Origin of the sequence: Coralloluteibacterium thermophilum, from assembly GCF_042654365.1 — a bacterium.
Lineage (GTDB): Bacteria > Pseudomonadota > Gammaproteobacteria > Xanthomonadales > Xanthomonadaceae > Coralloluteibacterium > Coralloluteibacterium thermophilum.
In genome coordinates this window covers 25,922-48,033 of the sequence record NZ_JBHSGG010000015.1, presented here as the reverse complement: position 1 = coordinate 48,033, position 22,112 = coordinate 25,922, and the positions used below count along the sequence as shown (strand labels likewise).

The following is a 22,112-nucleotide window of genomic DNA, read 5'->3' as shown; positions in this document are numbered from 1 at the left end:
GTGTATGCTACGCGGCCCCAAAAATCCCTCCATCCGAATCGAGGGATGAAACGCGCGAAAGCGCCCCATCCTCCACCCTCGCGGGAGCAGGCCGACACCGATGAGCAGCTACCTCTTCACTTCCGAATCCGTCTCCGAAGGCCATCCCGACAAGATCGCCGACCAGATCTCGGACGCCGTCCTCGACGCCATCCTGGCCCAGGACCCGCGCGCCCGCGTCGCCTGCGAGACGCTGGTGAAGACCGGCGTGGCCATCATCGCCGGCGAGATCAGCACCACCGCATGGGTGGACCTGGAAGCGCTGACCCGCAAGGTCATCCTCGACATCGGCTACGACTCCTCGACCGTCGGCTTCGACGGCGAGACCTGCGGCGTGCTCAACCTCATCGGCAAGCAGTCCCCCGACATCAACCAGGGCGTGGACCGCAAGAAGCCCGAGGAGCAGGGCGCCGGCGACCAGGGCCTGATGTTCGGCTACGCCACCAACGAGACGGCCGACTTCATGCCGGCGGCCATCCACTACTCGCACCGTCTGGTCGAGCAGCAGGCCAAGGTCCGCAAGAAGAAGAACTCCCCCCTCCCCTGGCTGCGCCCGGACGCGAAGTCGCAGGTCACCCTGCGCTACGAGGACGGCAAGGTGAGCGGCATCGACGCCATCGTGCTCTCGACCCAGCACGACCCGGGCATCAAGCAGAAGGACCTCATCGAGGCCGTCCGCGAGGAGATCATCAAGCCGGTGCTGCCGGCGAAGTGGCTGCACAAGGGCACCAAGTTCCACATCAACCCGACCGGCAAGTTCATCATCGGCGGGCCGGTGGGCGACTGCGGCCTGACCGGGCGCAAGATCATCGTCGACACCTACGGCGGCTGGGCCCGCCACGGCGGCGGCGCGTTCTCGGGCAAGGACCCGTCCAAGGTCGACCGCTCCGCCGCCTATGCCGCGCGCTACGTCGCCAAGAACGTCGTGGCCGCCGGCCTCGCCGACCGCTGCGAGGTGCAGGTGTCCTACGCCATCGGCGTGGCCGAGCCGACCTCGATCTCGGTGACCACCTTCGGCACCGGCAAGATCGAGGACGGCAAGATCGAGAAGCTGATCCGCCGCCACTTCGACCTGCGCCCCTACGGCATCATCCAGATGCTCGACCTGGTGCATCCCATCTACCAGCGCACCGCCGCCTACGGCCACTTCGGCCGCAAGCCGCAGGAGGTCGCCTACACCGACGCCGCCGGCAACAGCCGCACCGCCACGGCGTTCTCGTGGGAGAAGGCCGACAAGGCCGCCGAGCTGCGCCAGGCCGCCGGCCTGAAGAAGTAAGTTCCCGGCCACCGCCGGAACGCCACGAGGGCCGCGAAAGCGGCCCTCGTCGTTGCGGCTGCCGAAGATCGGGGTCGTGCCGCGGATGCGCGGACGTCGGCTGCGCCAGCGATGCCACGAAGGCTGGCCGGTCCGCAGGCGCACATCAGCGAGCACGGGGTTGGCCCGCCTGGCTCAGGCTGGCGCGGGCGCCCCGAAGCCGCTTCACGGTCAGAGACCGCTTCCGCCGCACCCATTGCGCAGGTAGGTGTCGATCAGCCCCAGCTGCTCCGCCATCGTCGCCCGCGTCCACGCCGGACCATGGGCGTAGTCCGCAATCAGATGATGGTCCACGGCATGCTCGGCATTCCGTGCCCTGCTGACGAACCAGTCAGACTGTTCCGGGGGAACGACGACATCGCGGTCGCCGTGATACACCATCAGCGGAATCCGTATCTCTGCAGCGTGATCGACGGGGTTGAGCCCATCCACGGTATGCGCCTGCGCCTGCCGGAAGAACGGATTGGTATAGAAGCGCGCCCAGATCCTCCTGATGTCCGAAACGCCTGCTCCTGCGATGGCGCACTTGTAGATGCCGGCCGGACGTATCGACGCGACGAAGGATGCGTAGCCGCCGTACGAATAGCCGAACATCGCGATACGACCGGGGGTGGCGATGCCTTGGTCGATCATCCACTGCGCTCCGTCGTCCTTGTCGTCCTGCATCTTCTTTCCCCACTCGGCGTCACCGGCCAACCAGAGCGCCCGCCCCCAGCCCGCGGATCCCCGGAACTGCGGGCGCAGGACAGCGATACAGCGGGAGACCATGAGGGGCACCCACATCGAGCCGTCGAAGTCCATGTTGTCCCGGGACCACGGCCCGCCGTGCGGATGGACAACCCCAGGCCACGGACCGGCGCCGCAGTCCTCCCGACTCGGCGTCGTGAGGAAGGCCGGGATGTCCAGGCCGTCGCGCGCCTTGTAGTAGACCAGTCGTGTATGCCCCAGCACTGCGGGGTCGAGCTGAGGGAACGTGTCGGCCAGCAGGGAAAGCTGCCCGTCCCGCAGCATGTAATGCCGCGGTGGCTGACTCGGTCCGGACACGCTGAGCAGGACGACGCGCATGTCGTTACTGGCCCCCGTGATCCTGTAGCTCACCGCGGTGTCGTAGGGAACTTCGGTCTCCTGCCCCGTCGACGGATCCACGATCCGCACCGGATCCTGCTGGATTCCGAGGGCATCGCGAACGCCGGCATCGAGGGCACGCATGAACGGCGCCGTCCAAACGACGTCTTCGCCGCGCGGTCCGGCGTAGGACAGGCCCATGACCTCGCCGAAGGCGATCTGGCGCCGGTCGCGGATCCGGTTGACGAGGACATTCCCAGCGTCGAACGCGCTGCTTTCGAAGAGCAGCTCTCCACGACGCCTTGCCGCAACGTCGTACTCGTAGATCGCGCTCTTGTCGCGGCCGACATTGCTCCGGACGAAGGCGATGTTGGGATCCGCCGAGAAGCCGAGCACCTCGTTGATATCCCGGTCTTTCACGTACGAGCGGAAGTGCTCCTCCCAGCGATCGGTGGCGACGTTGCGGAACTCGGTCGCCACGAAGGCGCCCGTACCGTCGAGATCGGTGCGAAGCCGCGCACGCAGCTCTCCCTCCAGATCGGTGATGTAGCCGGCGACCCGCTGGTCCGTCCTCTGGATACGCCTGGCGGTGTAGTTGCGGATGTTGACGCGATAGACGTCGCCGGAATTGCTGCCGGAGCCGCTCACGACCAGGACGTGGTCGGGATCGTTCGGCAGGACGTCCAGCACCGATGCGTTCGAGAGCGCCTGCTCCAGCTCCTGGCTGCGGCTCATCGCACGCTGCTGGATCAACGGCTCCTTCCATTGCCGTCCTTCGATGTCGGTGATGAAGAACTTGCTGATGAAGGTCTTCGTGACGCGATCGGCCCTGAGATCGTAGGGTTGCCAGAGGGACACCGCCAGCAGGCCCTCCTTGATGAAGGCAACGGACTCGAACTTCATCCGGTCGCTGCCGATCACGATCGGCGCCTCGTGCAGTGCGTCTGTCCGCCACACCACAATCTGTCGCTCTTCGCCGATGGCACGGAGCCCGGCGATATGGGTGCCCGCGGGAGATACCGAGAGACTGCTCAATGCAGGAAAAGCGGCGAAAGCGCCGACCGCGGGCTCGCTCGGCATTTCGACGCTCTGCGCAAAGAGCGGAGACGCCAGCGCCGCGAGCGCCGCCACGAGTATTCGAAGGTATTTCATGGGTCCCCTTCCCATAAAGAAAAGCCGCCGCCCCGAAGGGCGGCGGCTTGAGGCAGTGGATCAGAACGACTTGTTCAGGTTGACGAAGTAGCTGCGCCCGAAGAAGTCGTAGCCGCTGTACAGCAAGGCGTTTCCGACCGTGTTGTAGACGCCCTGCGAGATCGTCGGCGGCTCCTTGTCGAACAGATTGCGGACGCCCGCCGTCACCGACCACTTGTCGCCCGTGTACTGCACCGACGCGCTCGAGAGGAAGTAGTTCGGCGTGTAGATCTTGTACATCGAAGTCGCGGGATCGAAGTCCAGGGTCGGGTAGTTCTCCTGGTAGTAGCTGTAGCTGTCCATGCCGTCGACCCACTCCAGGCCATACCTGAAGCGCCAGCTGTCGATGCGGTACATCAGGTCCAGCTGCCCCGACATCTTCGGATAGCGCAACATGCCGTTGTAGTCGACGAGCGGATCATCCGGAAAAGTCTTGGAGGCCTGCTCGAGGAACTTCGTCACCTGCGCCGTGGCGCGAAACTGGCCACGACCGATGTCCCGCACGTACCGCGTAGTGAAGTCGAGGCCCCGCACCTTGTCCGTCGACAGGTTCACGTAGCCGTCCAGCACCGTGAGCGAATTGTTCGCGGGGTCGCGGGAGACCATGCGGCAGAAGCCGGTATCGTTGGCGAAGTCGGGGCCGTTGTAGCACTGGCTGAGAATGTAGCTTGCGCCAGCCCGCGCCACGCCGTTCTCGACCTCGATGTCGTAGTAGTCGACGGCGAACGAGAGATCGCCGAAGGCCGCCGGGAACTCCGGCTGAAGGATCAGGCCGACGGTGAGGGCGTCCGACGTCTCCGCCTCGAGTCCGGTCTCCGCACCACCCTGGGTGATCACCCGCACGGACGTGTTGGCCTGATGGTCGCCCGGCAGTCCCTCGGACGCACAGTTGATGTAGCGCGGCGAGTTCGGATCACGCTGGCCGTAGTCGTTGCAGGGATCGTTCGACGATGCGAGGAAGCCGCTGGTGCCACCAAGGAACTGCTCGAACAGAGCGGGCGCACGATACGAAGTGCCGTAGGACGCCCGCAGCGACACCGAGCGGATCGGCGTCCAAAGACCTCCGATCTTCCACGTGGTGTCCGAGCCGTACGACTGGTAGTCGGTGTAGCGTGCCGACGCGTTGAGGGTGAGTTCCTCGGCAGCCGTCACACCCGACAGCAGTGGCAGCTCGACCTCGCCGTAGGCCTCCCAGACCGAGTCCTTGCCCCGCGTCGCTGCGGAACTGGTCAGGTTGTAGAGGTTTCCGTTGAGCGAGTGGATGTTGGGGCTGTCGTCGATCTTCGCGCGGCGATATTCGATGCCGAACGCACCGGCCGCCGTGCCATGGGGAAGCTCGAACAGCGAACCGTCGACGTTGAAGTTGAAGGTATCCTCTTCGTACAGCGTGTTGCCCGTGACCGGGATGAAGACGAAGTCCTTCCATTGCTGCGGCAGGATGCCGCCGATCGTCTGGCTGCTCAGCACCGGCGCGGCCACGCACCCGTTCGACGTGTCGACGCAACGGAATCCGCCCGCGCCGTCCGAGACGACGTCCATGCTCTGCGCGATGCGGTCGGTGAGGAAGGACTGGAAGGTGTAATCCGCGTCCGAACGCGACTTGCTCAGCATGAAGTCGTAGTTCCAGTTGGCGCTGAGAGCGCCACGAACGCCTGCGGTGGCACGCCAGAAATCGACGGTCTGCTCGCTCCTGTCGTTCCCGAAGCCGATGAACGCGCGTGCGGCGACGAGCTGACCATTGGACGTCTCGGTCGGGTTCATGAACGCAGGAAGATCGCTCAAGCCGCCGAGCAGCGGGCTGTCGACCGCGTAGTCGAGCGACAGCTGCCTGTACCCGGTCTGCGACGACTCGCGACGGTTGCCGAGGATTTCGTAGTAGAACTCGGCATCGCCCATCGCGCCCAGGTCGACGCCACCCTGGAAGAACACCGTATGGGTGGTCACCGGCGAGATCAGCGACTGGTTGAGCATCGCGGGATCGAAGGTGTCGCGGCTCTCGAGGCTGACGCCCTCGAAGCCGACCAGCCCTTCGGTGATCGCGGAGTTGGGCCGCCAGCGATTGAAGGTGGTTCCGGGGGTGCCGGGGCCGGGAACGCCCGGCATGGTCGCGGTGCCGAGGGTGTTGATGGTCACACCGCCCGCATCCAGCCCCCAGCACTTCGGCTTGCCGGTCAGGGGGTCGATGTAGTCGCCACTACCCCAGTAGTTGCCCGCATCGATGTCGCGGTACATGTCGGTGGGGCATGCGCTGGCCCAGGCCCGGTCGCCATAGGCCAGGTCGTTGCGCGTGTAGTACTCGTAGGAGCCGGAGAAGTGCGATCGATCGCCGGTGGAGCCGAATGCGATCGAATAACGGCGGGAGTCCCCGCCCCCACCATCGGTCGCATTGTGCTGCGCCTCGAACTCGACGCCGTCCACGTTCCTCCTGGTGATCAGGTTGACGACGCCGGCCACGGCATCCGAACCATAGATCGAGGAAGCACCGTCCTTGAGGATCTCGACCCGGTCGATCATGGCACTGGGCAGGACGTTGAGGTCGGCCGAGCCGACCGCGCCACGGGTACCGGCAGGCGCGATGCGCCGCCCGTTCAGCAGGATCAACGTCCGCTCCGGGCCGAGGCCGCGCAGGGACAGCGTGTTCGCTCCCGGACCACCGTTGGTGACGTAGCCGCCATAGGCGTTGTTGATCTGGGACGAGCCCGCGGTGACGGCGGTGCTCTGGAGTGCTGCCGTGGTCGAGTCGAAGCCCGCGAGCGTGGTTTCCTCGCGCGTCACAACCTGCACCGGCGAGACGGAGTTGAAGACGTCACGGCCGATGCGGGAACCGGTGACGGTGATGGCACCGAGCTGCGCCGGGCTGCCGGCGGCCTGCTGGGCCGGAGTTTGCTGGGCGGACTGCTGAGCGGACTGCTCCTCGTCGGAAGCCGCATCCTGCGCCACCGCGGACGCCGTCGCAGTGAGCAGGAGCGCCGATACGAGGGCCGCGCTGAGCGGATTGCGCCGGAGCGCCTTGTGATCATTCATTCGCTTGAAATCCCCTGGGTGGTTGTCGGAAGCACGACCTGCGCAGCAGGTCGTTCCCCTGTGGAGCATCGGCCTGGGACGGCCGCATGAAGCCTGAACAGCCACTGAAGTAAACGGGGCCTTAACAACCCTTGTCAAGCGTAAGGAAGTCGTCATCCAGAAGTGATTGCCCCACCTAATGCCGACGAGCAGAACAGGACGCACACGCGCCGCCACGGATGTAGAGCGGCATGCAGCGAGGACACCATCCGTCCCGCTACAGCCGCGCCACCACCTTCACCGCACCGTGGCCGTCGCCGCAGCGGGCGGCGACGACGCGGTCGCCCATGCGCTGGAACTCGATGTCCAGCCGCGTGCCGCCGATGTCCAGGCCTTGCAGCAGCAGGCGGTCGACGCCGGCCGGCAGCAGCGGGCGGTCGACCACCACCTCGCCCGCGGCGGCATCGACGTGCACGCCCAGGGCCGCCTGCAGCAGCAGGAAGACCGAGCCCGCGGCCCAGGCCTGCGGGAGGCAGGCGACGGGATAGGCGATGGGGGGCTCGCCCGGCGCGCGGGGAAAGCCGCAGAACAGCTCGGGCAGCCGCATGCCGAAGTGCACCGCCGCCTCGAACGTCTCCTCGAGCAGGCGCAGGGCGGCGTCGCGCGCGCCGTAGCGCGCCAGCCCCGCGGCGCAGAAGGCGACGTCGTGCGGCCATACCGAGCCGTTGTGGTAGGACATCGGATTGAAGCGCGCCTGGTCCGCGGCCACCGTACGTACGCCCCAGCCGCCGTCGAAGGCCACCGAACGCAGATGCGCCACCACGCGCGCGCCGCGCTCGGGATCGGGCAGGCCGCTGGCGAGCAGATGCCCCACGTTGGACGCGCGGATGCGGCACATCCGCCCGCGGCCGTCGCGCGCGATGGCGTAGAAGCCCAGCGCCTCGTCCCAGAAGCGGTGCTCGACCACCGCGCGCAGGGCGCTGGCGCGCGCGCGCCAGCGCGTGGCCGCGTCGCCCTCGCCGCGGCGTTCGGCCAGCGCCGCCATCGCGTGCAGCGCGGCGAACACGTAGCCCTGCACCTCGACCAGGGCGATGGGGCCCTCCGCGTCGCTGCCGTCGGCGTGGAAGACCGAGTCCTCGCTGTCCTTCCAGCCCTGGTTCGCCAGGCCGCTCGCCTCCCCGCGCGCGTAGCTCAGGCAGCCGTCGGGGTCGGCGTCGCAGCTGCGCTCGATCCACTGCATCGCCGCCAGCAGCGCCGGCCACAGGCGGTCGATCAGCGCCATGTCGCCGGTGCGCTCGGCGTAGGCGCCCGCGAGCATGAGGAACAGGGGCGTGGTGTCCACGCCGCCGTAGTAGCGCGCGAAGGGCAGCTCGCTCAGTGCGGCCATCTCGCCCTTGCGGGTCTCGTGCATGATCTTGCCGGGCGCGGCATCGCGGAAGGTGGAGGTCTCGCGCGCCTGGTTCTCGGCGAGGAATCCCAGGACGCCGCGCGCGATGCGCGGGTCCAGCCACAGGGTCTGCATCGCGGTGACGATGGCGTCGCGCCCGAAGGCGGTCGAGAACCACGGGATGCCCGCGTAGGGATACGGCCCGCTCGGCAGTTCGGTGACCAGCAGCGCGATGTCGGCGCGCGAACGCTCCAGCCAGGCGTTGAACAGGCGTGCGCTGGTCCGCACGCGCGCGCCGGAGCGCTGCCGCGCGCGCATCGCCCAGCGCGCACGGGCCGCGGCGTGGCGATGGCGGGACCGGCCCGGCCGCTCCGGCGTCTCGCCCACCTCGATGTAGAACTCGACGCGCCCGCCGCGCGGCACCGTCAGCGCGAACTCGGCGGCGTCGGCCGCCAACCGCGCGGGCCGCTCGGAGAAGGCGAGCACGCTGCTGCGCAGGTGGCCGTCGAGGCCCCGGTAGCGCAGGGCGACGTGGCGCTCGCCCAGCTCCGCCTCGTGCTGCTCGCCGCGCGCGGCGCGCTGCGACCCGCGGACCTCGAACATGTCGCGGAAGTCCGCCGCGAAGCCGAGCTGCAGGAGCGTCCGCACCTCCTCCTCGCCGTAGTTGACGCAGGCGATGCGCTCGTACAGCCGCGCCTGCCACAGGAAACGGCTGCGTTCGATGTGGAGCACGCCCTGCGCCATGCTGCTCTCGCCGAGCGGGGTGAGCGGCCGGTTGGTGAGGTGCGCGGTGAAGGTCACGTTGTCCTGGCCGACCGCCGCGCTGAGCAGCGAGGGCTCGGTCCCGCCGAGGCGCAGGTGCAGGCGCGAGAGCACGCGCGTGTCGTCCCGGAACAGCCCGTCGCTGCCGCCGCCGATGTCGCCGCGTGCGTCGCAGACGAGGAAGCTGTCGCCCTCCTTCAGCGCATGGAACCCGTTCGCGGGCAGTGTGGCGTGGCTCATCCGCGCCTCACGCCGTGCAGGCCAGTTCGACGGCGCCCGCGGGTTCGCCGGCGAGCCTGCGGTAGATCTCCTCGTACTGCCGGGCCATGACGTGCGCGGAGAAGCGGCGCTCGAACACCGCACGCACCGCCGTGCGGTCGAGCTGCGGCAGGCGCCCGACCGCCGCGACCGCCGTGTCCATGTCGTGCACGATGAAGCCGCTGACGCCGTCGTCGATCACCTCGGCCACCGAGCCGCAGCCCCAGGCGATCACCGGCGTGCCGCAGGCCATGGCCTCGATCATCACCAGGCCGAAGGGCTCCGGCCAGTCGATCGGGAACAGCAGCGCCGCGGCGTTGCCAAGGAAGTCCGCCTTCTGCGCGTCGCCGATCTCGCCCACGAACTCGATGCCCGGATCGTCCAGCAGCGGCACGATGCGCTCGCGGAAGTAGGCCTCGTCGGCGCTGTCCACCTTGGCCGCGATCCGCAGCGGCCAGCCGGCGCGGCGCGCGATCTCGATGGCGCGGTCCGGCCGCTTCTCCGGCGACATGCGTCCGAGGAAGGCGAGGTAGTCGCCCCGCGGACGCGCCGGCGGCACGTACAGCGTCCCGGGCAGGCCGTGCGGCACCGTCGCCGCCCAGTTGGCGAAGCGCAGCGGGCGCCGCTGCTGTTCGGAGATCGACACCAGCGGGTAGTGCGGCCAGGCGCGATAGGCCTCGGCGAGGTCCTTGAGTTCCAGCCGCCCGTGCAGGGTCGTGAGCGTGCGCCCGGCGATGTCCTCGAAGAACGGGAAGTGCAGCAGGTCGACATGGAAGTGCAGCACGTCGAACTCCCGCGCGCGGCGCTTCACCTCCTGCAGCATGACCAGGTGCGCGGCGACGTCGGACTTCAGCGGCGCCGGATCCAGGCGGATGGCCTGGTCGCGGACGGGCACCAGCCGCGCGCGGGTCTGCGCGTCGGCGCTGGCGAAGAGGGTCACGTCGTGGCCGAGCTCGACCAGGGCGTTGGACAGGTAGGCGACGATCCGTTCGGTGCCGCCGTAGAGGCGCGGGGGGACGGCTTCGTAGAGAGGGGCGATCTGGGCGATGCGCATGGACGGGCTCCGGGGTGGGCGGACGCCTCGCCGCAGCGAGCGGCCGCGGATGTGGGAAGGGAAAAAAGGCGCCGGCGGCGGCTGCCGCCGGCGAAGAGGTCGCGGATCAGGCCGCCTGCGCGACGGGCACGCGGATGGCGTTGCCACGCGACTGCGGGTTCTTCGGCAGCGTGACGGTGAGCACGCCGTCGCTGAACGCCGCCTTCGCCTGGTCCGGCACGACCTCGGCGTCGAGCGGGACGCGCCGCTCGAACCGACCGTAGTAGCGCTCGCTGACGCGGCGCGGGTTGTCCTGCTGTTCGATGCGGCGTTCGCCGCGCAGGATCAGCGTCTGGTCCTCGACCAGGACCTCGACGTCCTTGTCGCCCATGCCCGGCAGCTCGGCGGAGACGACGATGTTCCCGTCGTCCTCGGTCATCTCGATCTGCGGCCACTGCGCGCCGCGCAGCAGGCCCAGGCCCGGGCGCGGCATGTCGAGCTGGCTCCACAGCTCGTCGAACAGCCGGTTCATCTCGTTGTGCAGCGACAGGATCGGGTCGCGGGTGGGCGCCGGCGCGACCGCGGCGTTCCTGTTGCGGCTCCAGGGGATCAGTTGACTCACGCTCATGACCAATCACCTCCAGTGGCATCTGCGCTTGCGTCCAGCGCGCGCGCCGCGGCGCGTTCGCATGTGCGGTGGTGGTGGTCGGTCCGCCGGCATCCCCCTGCGGATCCGCGCCCTGACCCAGCGACACGGAAGGCGCCGCGCCGCGGCTGCGGCGGCGCTGGCGAGGCGCCATGTAGGCGTCGGCGCGCCGGCTTCAAGCGCATCGCCATGGACGCTTTCAGGCAGCGGTTGGGGATGTGGAGATGGCGTGGAGCTCCGGAGTAGGACATGAGGGGTAAGGAACGAAGGACTCGCCCTTCGCTGCCTCGAAGCAGCCGCTTCGCGCGCTCACCCGTCCCCCCGCCCCCGCAGGCGGGGGAAGGAGCGACCCTCCGGCGAAGAGTTGAGACATGAGGAGCGAGAAACGCAGAGAAGGCGCCGGCCTCGTTCCTCGCTCCTCTTCATTCGCTCCTGTCGTCAGTCGGTCACCCCGGCCGCATGTTCCCGGTCTCCACGAAGCGCTGGTGCCAGGAGAGCGCCTCGTCGAGCAGGTGGGGCGTGTGGCGGCCGAAGCTGGCGCGCCAGGCGCGCTCGGTGTAGTCGGTCAGGGCGTCGCGGAAGTCCGGATGCGCGCAGTTGGCGATGATGGCCTTCGCCCGCTGCCTGGGCGCGAGGCCGCGCAGGTCGGCCAGCCCCTGCTCGGTGACGATGACCGCCACGTCGTGCTCGGTATGGTCCACGTGGCTGACCATCGGCACGATGGCCGAGATCGCGCCGCGCTTGGCGGTGCTCGGCGACAGGAAGAAGGACAGATAGCCGTTGCGCGCGAAGTCGCCGGAGCCGCCGATGCCGTTCTGCATCTTCGAGCCCATGATGTGGGTCGAGTTGACGTTGCCGTAGATGTCCGCCTCGATCATCGCGTTCATCGCCAGGCAGCCGAGACGGCGGATCAGCTCCGGATGGTTGGAGATGCCCTGCGAGCGCAGCACGATGCGGCTGCGGAAGAAGTCGATGTTGTCGCGGAAGCGCGCCAGCGCATCCGGGCTGAACGACAGCGCGGTGGCCGAGGCCACGTCGATCACGCCGCCCTGCACCAGGTCGAGCATGCCGTCCTGCAGCACCTCGGTGAAGGCGGACAGCCCGCTGAAGCCGGCGTCGGCGAGGCCGTACATGACCGCGTTGGCCGTGTTGCCCACGCCGGACTGCAGCGGCAGCAGGGTCTTCGGGAGCCTGCCCTTGGCGACCTCGTGGCGCAGGAACTCGACCAGATGGCCGGCGATGGCCTGCGAGGTGGCGTCGGGCGGCGCGAACGGCGAGTTGCGGTCCGGCGCGTCGGTCTCGACCACGGCCACGACCTTCGCCGGATCGCAGCGCAGCCAGGGCTCGCCGATGCGGTCGCCCGCCTCCACCAGCGGCAGCGGCGTGCGCCCCGGCGGCGGCTGCGTGCCGTAGTAGACGTCGTGCATGCCGTCGAGTTCGAGCGGCAGCGCGCGGTTGACCTCGAGGATCACGCGGTCGGCGCGGTCCAGCCAGGTCTTGTTGTTGCCGATGGAGGTGGAGGGGATCAGCCGGCCATCGGGGAGGATGCCGGCCACCTCGACCACGGCCACGTCGATGTCGCCGTAGAAGCCGTAGGTGAACGACTGCGCGACGTGGCTCAGGTGCATGTCGACGTAGTCGACCTCGCCGGCGTTGATGCGCTCGCGCAGGATCGGATCGGACTGGTACGGCAGGCGCAGCTGCACGCCCTTCACCTGGGCGAGGGCGCCGTCGAGTTCGGGCGCGGTGGACGCGCCGGTCATCACCCTGACCTGGAAGGTGCCGCCCTCGGCCTGGACGGCGGCCATCCGGCGGGCCAGCGCCTGCGGCACCGCCTTGGGATAGCCCGCGCCGGTGAAACCGCTCATGGCCACGCCCATGCCGGGCCCGATCCGCGCCGCCGCCTCGTCCGCGCCCATCACGCGCGCCGCCAGGTCGGGGTTCCTGATCCGCTCTTCCAACATCGTCTCCACTCGCCGGGGGGATTCCCCAGTGTGCGCCTCCCCGGCGCCCGACTGAACCCCTTCCGCGGCGCCACCGGCAGCGCGGGCCGGCGCCGGTATAATCGCCGGCCGTCCTTCGCCGAGGGGCGCTGCATGTCCCGGGCCGTCGCCCGCGGACTCAGGCTCGGCGGGGGATGTTCCTCGCAACGGCGCCCGTAATCGCACCCGCGGGTGCACACGCTTACGGAGATCCGCATGAACGCCGTCCCCAAGGACACCGCGAACCACGACTACAAGATCGCCGACATCTCCCTGGCCGACTGGGGCCGCAAGGAGATCGACATCGCCGAGCACGAGATGCCCGGCCTGATGTCCATCCGCCGCAAGTACGCGGCCGAGGCGCCGCTCGAGGGCGTGCGCGTCACCGGTTCGCTGCACATGACCATCCAGACCGCGGTGCTGATCGAGACGCTGAAGGACATCGGCGCCGACGTGCGCTGGGCGTCCTGCAACATCTTCTCGACCCAGGACCACGCCGCCGCGGCCATCGCCGCCACCGGCACCCCGGTATTCGCCTGGAAGGGCGAGACGCTGGAGGAGTACTGGGACTGCACGCTGGACGCGCTCTCCTTCCCGGACGGCAAGGGCGGCTTCCTCGGCCCGCAGCTCGTGGTCGACGACGGCGGCGACGTCACCCTGCTGATCCACAAGGGCTACGAGCTCGAGAACGGTTCCGACTGGGTCGAGAGCGCCTCGTCCTCGCAGGAGGAGCAGATCATCAAGAACCTGCTCAAGCGCGTCGCGAAGGAGCGCCCCGGCTTCTGGACCACGGTGGTCCGCGACTGGAAGGGCGTCTCCGAGGAGACCACCACCGGCGTGCACCGCCTCTACCAGCTCGCCCAGTCCGGCACGCTGCTGGTGCCGGCGATCAACGTCAACGACTCGGTCACCAAGTCGAAGTTCGACAACCTCTACGGCTGCCGCGAGTCGCTGGCCGACGGCCTGAAGCGCGCGATGGACGTGATGCTGGCCGGCAAGGTGGCCGTGGTCTGCGGCTACGGCGACGTCGGCAAGGGCTGCGCCCACAGCCTGCGCGCCTACGGCGCCCGCGTGGTCGTGACCGAGATCGACCCGATCTGCGCGCTGCAGGCCGCGATGGAGGGCTTCGAGGTCAACACCGTCGAGAGCACCCTCGGCCGCGGCGACATCTACGTCACCACCACCGGCAACAAGGACATCATCCGCCTCGAGCACATGCAGGCGATGAAGGACCAGGCCATCGTCTGCAACATCGGCCACTTCGACAACGAGATCCAGGTCGACGCGCTGAAGGCGATGCCGGGCGTCGAGAAGATCAACATCAAGCCGCAGGTCGACAAGTACGTCTTCCCCGACGGCCGCGCGATCTTCCTGCTGGCCGACGGCCGCCTGGTGAACCTCGGCTGCGCCACCGGCCACCCGAGCTTCGTGATGTCCAACTCCTTCGCCAACCAGACGCTCGCGCAGATCGACCTGTGGGCGAACAAGGACGGCTACGAGAAGAAGGTCTACCTGCTGCCCAAGAAGCTGGACGAGGAAGTGGCCCGCCTGCACCTCGAGAAGATCGGCGTGAAGCTGACCACGCTCACCCAGGAACAGGCCGACTACATCGGCGTGCCGGTGGATGGTCCGTTCAAGCCGGAACACTACCGCTACTGATCGTCCGCCGAGCGGCATCGCGACACCGGACCGGGCGCCGCAGGGCGCCCGGTCTCGTTTGGCGCCGCCACCGGCCTCCCCGCACCGCCCCCCGGCCCGACACCCCACGCATGGCGAACGCTGCTGAACGGACGACCGTCGCGGGACCGGTCTTCATCCGCCTGCTCTCCCGCCTCGCCGAGCCCCGCCCCTCCGCCACGGGTCCGGTGCTCGCCGAGCGGCTGGGCCAGTGGATCGACTGGTCGCGCGCCGTGGCCCTCTCCACCGCGCTGGACGGGCGGCTGCCACCGGCGGCGACGCAGGTGCCGCCCTTCGACGAGGACGAGGACGCGGCCTGCATCCGCACCCGCGCCACCCTCGCCGACGCCATCGCCACCGACCCCGGATTCGCCGTGCCGCCACCGGGCGCGATGCCGGAGGCAGGTACCGACTTCGCGCCCTTCCGGGCGCGCTACCTCGCCCACCAGCGCGCCATGCAGGCCGCGACCGGGCGCCTGCGGGGGCGCCTGCGCGACATGCTGGGCCGCCGATCGCCCGCGCTGGCACGGCTCGCCGAGGTCGATGCGGTCATGGAGCAGACCCTGAGCCCGCGGGAACAGGCCCTGCTCGCGAGCGTCCCTGCCCTGCTCGGCGCACACTTCGAGCGCCTGCGCACCGCCGCCGGCAACGGCGAGGCCGCCTCCGGCACCGCGCCCACCGCCTGGCTCGACACCTTCCGCCTGGACATGCGCGGCGTCCTGCTCGCCGAGCTGGATGTCCGCTTCTCGCCCATCGAAGCGCTGCTCGCCGCGCTCCGCACTGCTGACCGCACGCCATGATCCGACGTCTTTCCGATCCCCTCGCGCTGTTCGTGTTCCTGGCCGGCCTCGCCGTCGTCGCCTGGATCGGCGCCGGCTACCTCGGCGCGAACCCGCTCGGCACGGCCGTCGCCCTGCTGATCGCCGGCTGCTACCTCGCCGGCGCGCTCGAACTGTTCCGCCATCGCCAGGAGACGCGTTCGCTGACGCGGGCGCTGGACGAGGTGGACGCGGGGCGCGACGACCTGCCCGGCTGGCTCGGTCGCCTCGCGCCGGCCCTGCGCAACCCGGTCCGCCTGCGCATCGAGGGCGAACGCGCGACGCTGCCGCTGCCGGCGCTGACGCCCTACCTCGTCGGCCTGCTGGTGCTGCTGGGCATGCTCGGCACTCTCCTCGGCATGATGGCGACGCTGCGCGGCACCGGCATGGCGCTGGAGAGCGCGGTGGACCTGGATGCCATCCGCGGCTCGCTGGCCGCGCCGGTGCGCGGGCTGGCCCTGGCCTTCGGCACCTCGATCGCCGGCGTGGCCGCCTCCGCCGCACTCGGCCTGCTCTCCACCCTCGCCCGCCGCGAACGCCTGCATGCCGTGCAGCGGCTCGACGCCGCCATCGCGACCGTCCTGCGGGTCCATTCCCGGGCCCACCAGCGCGAGGAGGCCTTCCGCCTCCTGCAGCGCCAGGCCGAGCTGATGCCGGCCCTGGTCGACCGTCTCCAGGCCATGACCGCGGCCATCGAGACGCAGAGCGCGGCGGCCAACGCACAGCTCCAGGCGCGCCAGGACGACTTCCACGCCAAGGCCGAGCGGGCCTACACCCAGCTCGCGACGTCGGTCGGGCAGTCGCTGCAGTCGAGCGTGGCGGAGAGCAGCCGCGCCGTCGCGGGCGCACTGCAGCCCGTGATCGAGAGCACGCTGGCCGGCATGGCGCGCGAGACCTCCGTGCTCCGCGAGAGCGTCGCCGATGCCGTGCAGCGCCAGCTCGACGGCCTGACCGCCGGCTTCGACGCCGCCACCGCGCGTGCGGCCGGGACCTGGGCCGAGGCGCTGGCCGAACAGCAGCGTGCCAACGCCCAGCTCGCCGACGCCCTGCGCGGCGCGCTCGAACGCTCCACCGAGGCCCACGACCGCCGTGCGGCCGAGCTGCTCGACGGTGTCTCCGCACGCCTGGCCGCCACCGCCGAGCGCGCCGCCGAGGCCTGGGCCGATGCGCTGGCGCGCCAGGAGGCGGCCAACGCCGCGATGGCCGCCCGCAACGAGAGCGCCTTCGACGCCGTCGCCGTCCGTCTGGCCGCCAGCGCCGACGCAGCCGCCTCCGCGTGGACCGACGCGCTCGCGCGCCAGGACGCCGCGAGCGCGACGGCGGCCGAACGCCACGCGGCAGCGCTGACCGCCGCCGCAGGCACCTTCGAGCGGCATGCGGCCGCCCTCGTCGACACGCTCGGGCAGTCCCACGCGACGCTGCAGGCGGCGCTGGAAGCGCGCGACCAGGAGCGCCTCGCCGCCTGGACCGCCTCCTTCGGGACCATGGCCGCCGAACTCGCCAGCCGCTGGCAGCGCACCGGAGAACAGGTCGCCGAACGCCAGCAGGCCATCTGCGACGCACTGGAGCGGACCGCGGGCGAGATCGCCGCCCAGGCCCGGGCGCACGCCGGCGAGACCATCGCCGAAGTCTCGCGCCTGGTGCAGACCGCGTCGGAGGCGCCCAGGGCCGCGGCCGAGGTGGTCGCGGAGCTGCGCCAGTCGCTCTCCGAGAGCATGGTGCGCGACACCGCCATGCTGGAAGAGCGCACCCGCCTGCTCGCGACGCTGGAGACCCTGCTCGACGCGGTGAACCATGCCTCCACCGAGCAGCGCACGGCGGTCGATGCCCTGGTCACGACCTCGGCCGACCTGCTGGAACGCGTCGGCACCCGCTTCATTGACCGCATCGAGGCCGAGGCCGGCCGACTCGACGCCGCCGCCGCCCAGCTCACGGGCAGCGCGGTCGAGGTGGCGAGCCTGGGCGACGCCTTCGGTGCCGCGGTGGAGGCCTTCGGCGCCGCCAACGAGGCGCTGATCGAGCGCCTGCAGCACATCGCGGGCGCGCTGGACGCCTCGCTGGCCCGCAGCGACGAGCAGCTCGCCTACTACGTCGCCCAGGCGCGCGAGGTGGTGGATCTCAGCGTGCTGTCCCAGAAGCAGATCATCGAGGAACTGCAACGGGTCGCCGGACACACGGCCCACGGGACCGCCACCGCATGAACGAGGAGCTGGAGCTCGACACCGGCGGCACCGCCTCCATCTGGGCCGCCTTCGGCGACCTGATGTCGGTGATGCTGGGCGTGTTCGTGCTGATCCTGCTGGGCGTCGTCGCCATGCAGATGCAGCTCGCGGACCGGCTGGACGAGGCGACGCGCCAGCGCGAGCGCGAGGCCGAGCAGCGCCAGACGCTGGAGCGCGCGCTGGCGGTGCCGCTGGCCGCGGGCCGGGTGACCCTGGTGGACGGCCGCATCGGCATCCGCGGCAACGTGCTGTTCGCCCTCAACTCCGACGCCCTGCAGCCGGAGGGGCGGGAAGTGCTGCAGAGCCTGGCCGGGCCGCTCGCCCAGTACCTCGCGGCGCGCGAGGAGATCCTGATGGTCAGCGGCTTCACCGACGACCGCCCCGTGCTCGACGGCAACCGCCGCTTTGCGGACAACTGGGAGCTCTCCGCCAAGCGCGCCCTCACGGTGACCCGCGCCCTGATCGACGAGGGCCTGCCGGCGGACGCGGTGTTCGCCGCCGCGTTCGGTGCGCAGCAGCCCGTCGCCACCAACGACACCGAGGACGGCCGCGCCCGCAACCGGCGCGTGGAGATCGCCCCGATGCCGAGGCCGCGTGCCACGGCCACCGCACGATGACGCCCAGCGGGACCGACATCGCCTGCCTGCTGCGGACCTGGCGCGCCGCCCGCGCCGGCCGGCCCGGCACCGTGCGCGCGCACCGCATCGAAGCCCTGGCCGCCCGCGCCGAGCGGGTCGAGGGCGCGGCCCGGGACGTGCTCGACGCGAAGCTCGCGGCGCTGGTCGAGGCGGACATGCCCCCGCCGGAGGCCGCCGTCGCCACGCAGGACGAGGCGCCGCCGCGTGCACGCCGGTCGCGTCCGGAGCCGCTCGCGCAGGAGAACGCCCCCGGACACGCGCCGGACTCGCTCGGCGCGGTGGTCGCCGCGCTCTCTGCCCGCGACGACGGCGACGGCACCGTCGCCGGGCAGAAGGACGCGCTCCCACACCCCGCAACGCCACCCGCGCCTGCCGCCTTCCCTGCCCTGCCCGCCCTCGACCAGTTCCGCCGGACCTGGACCCGCATCCGCACCGAGGCCCAACTGCAGCGCACCCTGGCCGACGTCCCCGAAGACGCCGGCCCCATGCACTCCACCGTCCTCGTCCACCGCGCCCTCGGCCTGATGCGCGACACCGCGCCGGGCTACCTCCAGCACTTCCTGACCTACGTCGATGCCCTGTCGGGGCTGGAACAGATGTTCGGCACACGTGCGTTCGTGGAGCCGAAGGGCGCGGGCGATGCGGCGCCGGTGAAACCGGCCCGCGGAAAGACCCGCCGCCGCCCGCGGTGAGCGCGCACCGCGCTCCGCTTCGCAGGGCTAGAATGCGTGCGCATGGCGCGCACATGGGGGAGAGCCTGCTGCTCCGCGGCGGCCATGCAGGAGCCGGCTGGGGAGCTGGATCGTCAGGGAGGGCATGACTTCGATACCCGTGCCGGGAGCCGCACGCCGGCACCTCGTGCCACGGCCTGTCGACGCGCAGTGCGCCGCCGGCGTCTTCGCCCGCCTCTAACGCATCCGAAGCACGCGCCCATTCCGGCTGGCCGGAGGGCGCGAATGGAGATCAAGGAAAATGACAAGGACTCGCGGGACTCTGACGGCTCTCTGTGCGCTCTTGCTGGCGTCTCCTCATGCCCAGGCGACGCGCCCGCGCCCGATCGATTGCGCGGCAGCCAACAGCCTGCAGGTGGGGATGACCGAGCGGCAGGTGGTGCGTGCGTTGGGGAGGCCCTGGTCGTCGCGGTTCGGACACGGCGGCCTGACCTACGGTTGGCAGTCGCCGGATGGCCAGGACAGGCTGCAGGTCGAATTCGAAGTGGCGTCCAGCCGCTCCGACACGCGGGTCGTGGCGGTCGGGGGCAGATGCGACGGCGCGACGATATCGTCATTCCCCGACGGGGAGGTCGCGCGGGCCGCCTACGGCGAGCTGGCGAAGCACGAGGGCATCGTGCCACCGCACATCGCAGTTTCGGACGAGGTGTTCCACCTCGTCTTCGCATCGAGCAGCGCGTCCCGCAAGACCGATTCCCTGGAGTACATCCCGGCGGGCCAGACGCCGCGGCAATGGCGGCAGATGGTCTCGGTCCACTCCCACCGCGACGCTGCGCCCGTGGCACGCCACCTGGAGGCGGCGGAGGCTGCCGCCCGGGCGACGAACAACCCGCACTTCCAGATCCTCCACCGCGCGGACGACGACAGCGAAGCGGCCATCGCATATCCGGTTCTCGGCGGGGGCTTCGTCGAGTACATGGTGATCCGCATGCTCGCCCGCGAGGAGGGCCCGCTCGTCCTGCTGCACCACTCGCGCGAATACGCCGATCGGCACGATGCGGTCGAGGCCTTCGTGGAGCGCGAGAGCGCGAAGGCCGCAGATCGGCTCGTCGCGCTGACGGCCATCCCGGCGGTACATCCGCCACGGCTCGGAAGCAACGAGGCGCTGTACTTCACGACGAACGGCGGCGACGACGGCACCGTCTGGGTCCAGGGCACCGAAGTCCCGCGATAGGGACGCGCGCGGACACCTTCAACGCGCCGAGGCGTCCCCCGGCTCGGGCTCGGTCCGCACGGCCGCGTCCTTGCGGACGCGCGCGGCGAGGGCGCCGGCGAGTGCGTCCAGCCTCGCCCGCTCCGCCCGGGGACCGAAGAGGCCGACGGTGCGCGCCAGCAGGCGCAGGCCGAAGGCGGCGGTGTCGCCGCGCCGGCGGGGGATGCAGTGCAGGTGCAGGTGCGGGATGTGCTGGTTGGCGGCGACCCCGTCGTTGAGCAGGAGGTTGCCGCCCCCGGCGGCCAGGCCCTCGGCCTCCTGCGCGCGCAGGACGGCATCGGCGAGCGCGAACAGCCTCCGTTGCGCGGCGGGTTCGAGTTCCGCGATGCGCCCGACGTGCCGCTTGGGGAGGATCAGCACGTGCCCGGCCCGGATCGGGTGGATGTCCATCACCGCGAGCCAGTGCGCGTCGCGGTGGACGATGCTGGCCGGTAGGCGCCCCTCGGCGATGCCGCAGAAGATGCAGTCGGTGTGCGTCGGTCCGCCGCTCATTCGGTTCCTCCCTCAAGACCTGCGGTTTCCACGCGCCGTCGGCGCGGCGCCTCTGCCGCCCGCAGCGCGGTCAGCGCCGCGTAGTCCACCTTGCCGTTGGCGTTGAGCGGCAGGGCGTCGAGCCGATGGAACTCCGTCGGCACCATGTACGACGGCAGCCGCGCCTTCATTGCCGCCAGCGCCGCGCGGGGGTCGAAGTCCGTGCGGACCACGAAGGCGGCCAGGCCGCTCGGTGCCTCGTCGCCCGGCGCGGCGACAGCGACGACCGCGACCTCGGCGGCGGCGCCCGCGTCCGAGCAGGCCGCGCGCAGATGCGCCTCGACCTCCTGCAGCTCGACGCGGTAGCCACGCAGCTTGACCTGCCGGTCCGCCCGCCCCCGGAAGTGGGCGACGCCCTGGCGGTCTATCGCCGCGAGATCGCCGGTGCGGTACCAGCGCGTGGCGGCGAGACCGTCGAAGCGCGCCTCCACGAAACGCGTCGCGGTCTGGGCGGCATCGCGCCAGTAGCCGAAGGCCAGTTGCGCCCCGCCGAGCCAGAGCTCGCCGACCTCGCCGGGGACGCAGCGCGCGCCGTCGTCGCGCACCACGACGAGTTCCATGTCGGGCAGCGGCCTGCCGATCGGGACCACGCCGCCCTCGGCGTCGGATGCGCGCAGGCGATGCGCGGTGCAGGCGATCGTGGCTTCGGTGGGGCCGTAGAGGTTCTCGCAGCGCGCCTGCGGAGCGGCGGCCGCCCAGGCGCGGGCCAGCGGCCCCGGGAGGGCTTCGCCGCAGAACAGCGCAAGCCGGAGGCCGGCCAGCGCGCCCGGCGTCAGCAGGCCGTAGCGCTGCAGGGTGGCCGCCAGCGAGGGCACGGAGAACCAGACGGTCAACCCGTGCGCCGCGACGAACTCCGTCGGCATCAGCAGCGCCGACCGCGGGACGCAGTACAGGCAGGCGCCCGCGGCCCAGGTCACGAACATGTCGTGCATCGACAGGTCGAAGGTGGGCTCGAAGAACTGCGTGCAGCGCTGCTGCTCGTCGAGTTCCGGATAGCGCGCGCGCATCGCGTCCACGTAGGCGCACAGCGCGTCGTGGCCCACCGCGACGCCCTTGGGCCGACCGGTACTGCCCGAGGTGAACAGCACGTAGGCGATGTCGCCGTCGCGCACGCCCAGGCCCGAGGCGCCATCGGCATCGTCGCGATCCAGCGGAGCCGCCGGCGCGTCGGCAGGCCCGGCCGGCCCGGCGGTGCCCGGCCCCGCCCAGTCCGGCTCCGCGGACAGCACCGGCAGCGGGCCGTCGAGCAGCGCCAGCAGGCCGGGCAGCCGGGCGGCGCCCGGCCCGTCGCAGATCAGGGCGGCCGGCCGCGTCCGTTGCAGGATGTCGGCCATGCGCGTCTCGGGCAGGCTGGCGCCGAGCGGGACGTGGACCTTGCCGGCGAGCATGCACGCCAGCGGCGCACAGTAGGCGGTCAGGCTGCGCTCGCCGACGGTGGCGCACACCGGCCCCTCGACGGCGCGCAGCCGCTCGGCCAGCCGCTGCGCGTGGTGCAGGAGCAGGCGGTAGGAGTACGTGCGGCCGTCGACCCAGAGTGCGGGCCGTTCCGGGACGCGCTCCGCCGAGGCGAGGACGCGGTCGATGACGCGGGGCCGGATCAT

The 22,112-nt window shown here is 70.7% G+C and carries 15 protein-coding genes and 1 riboswitch; of the genes, 7 read left to right on the top strand and 8 right to left on the bottom strand.

The window, feature by feature from the left end:
* Positions 1 to 100: 100 nt before the first annotated feature.
* Positions 101 to 1,315 (top strand): methionine adenosyltransferase, encoded by a 1,215-nt coding sequence (gene metK, locus ACFO3Q_RS05735; protein ID WP_377003678.1) that lies wholly within the window; start codon positions 101 to 103, stop codon positions 1,313 to 1,315.
* Between the two features lie 210 nt (positions 1,316 to 1,525).
* Here metK and ACFO3Q_RS05730 read toward each other — a convergent pair whose 3' ends face one another.
* From ACFO3Q_RS05730 to ACFO3Q_RS05705, 6 genes are all read right to left on the bottom strand, one after another.
* Positions 1,526 to 3,571: an alpha/beta hydrolase family protein gene (locus tag ACFO3Q_RS05730; protein WP_377003677.1), complete on the bottom strand. Its 2,046-nt coding sequence runs from the start codon at positions 3,569 to 3,571 to the stop codon at positions 1,526 to 1,528.
* 60 nt (positions 3,572 to 3,631) lie between these two features.
* The gene (locus ACFO3Q_RS05725) at positions 3,632 to 6,634 is read right to left on the bottom strand and encodes a TonB-dependent receptor plug domain-containing protein (protein ID WP_377003676.1); all 3,003 of its coding nucleotides are present in this window, start codon (positions 6,632 to 6,634) and stop codon (positions 3,632 to 3,634) included.
* Between the two features lie 256 nt (positions 6,635 to 6,890).
* Complete coding sequence (locus ACFO3Q_RS05720; RefSeq protein ID WP_377003675.1) at positions 6,891 to 9,002, bottom strand: amylo-alpha-1,6-glucosidase; 2,112 nt, start codon at positions 9,000 to 9,002, stop codon at positions 6,891 to 6,893.
* A gap of 7 nt (positions 9,003 to 9,009) precedes the next feature.
* The gene (locus tag ACFO3Q_RS05715; RefSeq protein WP_377003674.1) at positions 9,010 to 10,074 is read right to left on the bottom strand and encodes a glycosyltransferase family 4 protein; all 1,065 of its coding nucleotides are present in this window, start codon (positions 10,072 to 10,074) and stop codon (positions 9,010 to 9,012) included.
* A gap of 106 nt (positions 10,075 to 10,180) precedes the next feature.
* The gene (locus tag ACFO3Q_RS05710) at positions 10,181 to 10,681 is read right to left on the bottom strand and encodes an Hsp20/alpha crystallin family protein (protein ID WP_377003673.1); all 501 of its coding nucleotides are present in this window, start codon (positions 10,679 to 10,681) and stop codon (positions 10,181 to 10,183) included.
* Positions 10,682 to 11,145: 464 nt separating this feature from the next.
* Positions 11,146 to 12,663 (bottom strand): acetyl-CoA hydrolase/transferase family protein, encoded by a 1,518-nt coding sequence (locus ACFO3Q_RS05705; RefSeq protein WP_377003672.1) that lies wholly within the window; start codon positions 12,661 to 12,663, stop codon positions 11,146 to 11,148.
* 114 nt (positions 12,664 to 12,777) lie between these two features.
* Positions 12,778 to 12,864: riboswitch (S-adenosyl-L-homocysteine riboswitch) on the top strand.
* Positions 12,865 to 12,897: 33 nt separating this feature from the next.
* Between ACFO3Q_RS05705 and ahcY the strand changes: the two genes are divergently transcribed.
* The 6 genes from ahcY (at position 12,898) to ACFO3Q_RS05675 (ending at position 19,941) form a co-directional block, all read left to right on the top strand.
* Complete coding sequence (gene ahcY / locus ACFO3Q_RS05700) at positions 12,898 to 14,340, top strand: adenosylhomocysteinase (protein WP_377003671.1); 1,443 nt, start codon at positions 12,898 to 12,900, stop codon at positions 14,338 to 14,340.
* 110 nt (positions 14,341 to 14,450) lie between these two features.
* Positions 14,451 to 15,158 (top strand): DUF3348 domain-containing protein, encoded by a 708-nt coding sequence (locus ACFO3Q_RS05695; protein WP_377003670.1) that lies wholly within the window; start codon positions 14,451 to 14,453, stop codon positions 15,156 to 15,158.
* A complete protein-coding gene (locus ACFO3Q_RS05690; RefSeq protein WP_377003669.1) occupies positions 15,155 to 17,377 on the top strand; it encodes a DUF802 domain-containing protein in 2,223 nt (740 codons plus the stop codon). Before ACFO3Q_RS05695 ends, ACFO3Q_RS05690 begins: the two co-directional genes overlap by 4 nt.
* Positions 17,374 to 18,015 (top strand): OmpA family protein, encoded by a 642-nt coding sequence (locus ACFO3Q_RS05685; protein ID WP_377003668.1) that lies wholly within the window; start codon positions 17,374 to 17,376, stop codon positions 18,013 to 18,015. Before ACFO3Q_RS05690 ends, ACFO3Q_RS05685 begins: the two co-directional genes overlap by 4 nt.
* Positions 18,012 to 18,728, top strand: a complete 717-nt coding sequence (locus ACFO3Q_RS05680) for a DUF2894 domain-containing protein (RefSeq protein ID WP_377003667.1) — start codon at positions 18,012 to 18,014, stop codon at positions 18,726 to 18,728. The genes ACFO3Q_RS05685 and ACFO3Q_RS05680 overlap by 4 nt, the downstream gene beginning before the upstream one ends.
* Positions 18,729 to 19,128: 400 nt before the next feature.
* The gene (locus tag ACFO3Q_RS05675; protein ID WP_377003666.1) at positions 19,129 to 19,941 is read left to right on the top strand and encodes a hypothetical protein; all 813 of its coding nucleotides are present in this window, start codon (positions 19,129 to 19,131) and stop codon (positions 19,939 to 19,941) included.
* Between the two features lie 18 nt (positions 19,942 to 19,959).
* On the opposite strand, the gene ACFO3Q_RS05670 is transcribed toward ACFO3Q_RS05675, so the two are convergent.
* Both ACFO3Q_RS05670 and ACFO3Q_RS05665 read right to left on the bottom strand, forming a co-directional pair.
* Positions 19,960 to 20,472: an HIT family protein gene (locus ACFO3Q_RS05670; RefSeq protein ID WP_377003665.1), complete on the bottom strand. Its 513-nt coding sequence runs from the start codon at positions 20,470 to 20,472 to the stop codon at positions 19,960 to 19,962.
* Positions 20,469 to 22,112: an amino acid adenylation domain-containing protein gene (locus tag ACFO3Q_RS05665; protein ID WP_377003664.1), complete on the bottom strand. Its 1,644-nt coding sequence runs from the start codon at positions 22,110 to 22,112 to the stop codon at positions 20,469 to 20,471. Before ACFO3Q_RS05665 ends, ACFO3Q_RS05670 begins: the two co-directional genes overlap by 4 nt.

Bases quoted from the DNA above. Each gene is read 5' to 3' on its own strand.
- metK (WP_377003678.1), top strand. From the start codon at position 101: ATGAGCAGCTACCTCTTCACTTCCGAATCCGTCTCCGAAGGCCATCCC.
- ACFO3Q_RS05730 (WP_377003677.1), bottom strand. From the start codon at position 3,571: ATGAAATACCTTCGAATACTCGTGGCGGCGCTCGCGGCGCTGGCGTCT.
- ACFO3Q_RS05725 (WP_377003676.1), bottom strand. From the start codon at position 6,634: ATGAATGATCACAAGGCGCTCCGGCGCAATCCGCTCAGCGCGGCCCTC.
- ACFO3Q_RS05720 (WP_377003675.1), bottom strand. From the start codon at position 9,002: ATGAGCCACGCCACACTGCCCGCGAACGGGTTCCATGCGCTGAAGGAG.
- ACFO3Q_RS05715 (WP_377003674.1), bottom strand. From the start codon at position 10,074: ATGCGCATCGCCCAGATCGCCCCTCTCTACGAAGCCGTCCCCCCGCGC.
- ACFO3Q_RS05710 (WP_377003673.1), bottom strand. From the start codon at position 10,681: ATGAGCGTGAGTCAACTGATCCCCTGGAGCCGCAACAGGAACGCCGCG.
- ACFO3Q_RS05705 (WP_377003672.1), bottom strand. From the start codon at position 12,663: ATGTTGGAAGAGCGGATCAGGAACCCCGACCTGGCGGCGCGCGTGATG.
- ahcY (WP_377003671.1), top strand. From the start codon at position 12,898: ATGAACGCCGTCCCCAAGGACACCGCGAACCACGACTACAAGATCGCC.
- ACFO3Q_RS05695 (WP_377003670.1), top strand. From the start codon at position 14,451: ATGGCGAACGCTGCTGAACGGACGACCGTCGCGGGACCGGTCTTCATC.
- ACFO3Q_RS05690 (WP_377003669.1), top strand. From the start codon at position 15,155: ATGATCCGACGTCTTTCCGATCCCCTCGCGCTGTTCGTGTTCCTGGCC.
- ACFO3Q_RS05685 (WP_377003668.1), top strand. From the start codon at position 17,374: ATGAACGAGGAGCTGGAGCTCGACACCGGCGGCACCGCCTCCATCTGG.
- ACFO3Q_RS05680 (WP_377003667.1), top strand. From the start codon at position 18,012: ATGACGCCCAGCGGGACCGACATCGCCTGCCTGCTGCGGACCTGGCGC.
- ACFO3Q_RS05675 (WP_377003666.1), top strand. From the start codon at position 19,129: ATGACCGAGCGGCAGGTGGTGCGTGCGTTGGGGAGGCCCTGGTCGTCG.
- ACFO3Q_RS05670 (WP_377003665.1), bottom strand. From the start codon at position 20,472: ATGAGCGGCGGACCGACGCACACCGACTGCATCTTCTGCGGCATCGCC.
- ACFO3Q_RS05665 (WP_377003664.1), bottom strand. From the start codon at position 22,112: ATGATCCGGCCCCGCGTCATCGACCGCGTCCTCGCCTCGGCGGAGCGC.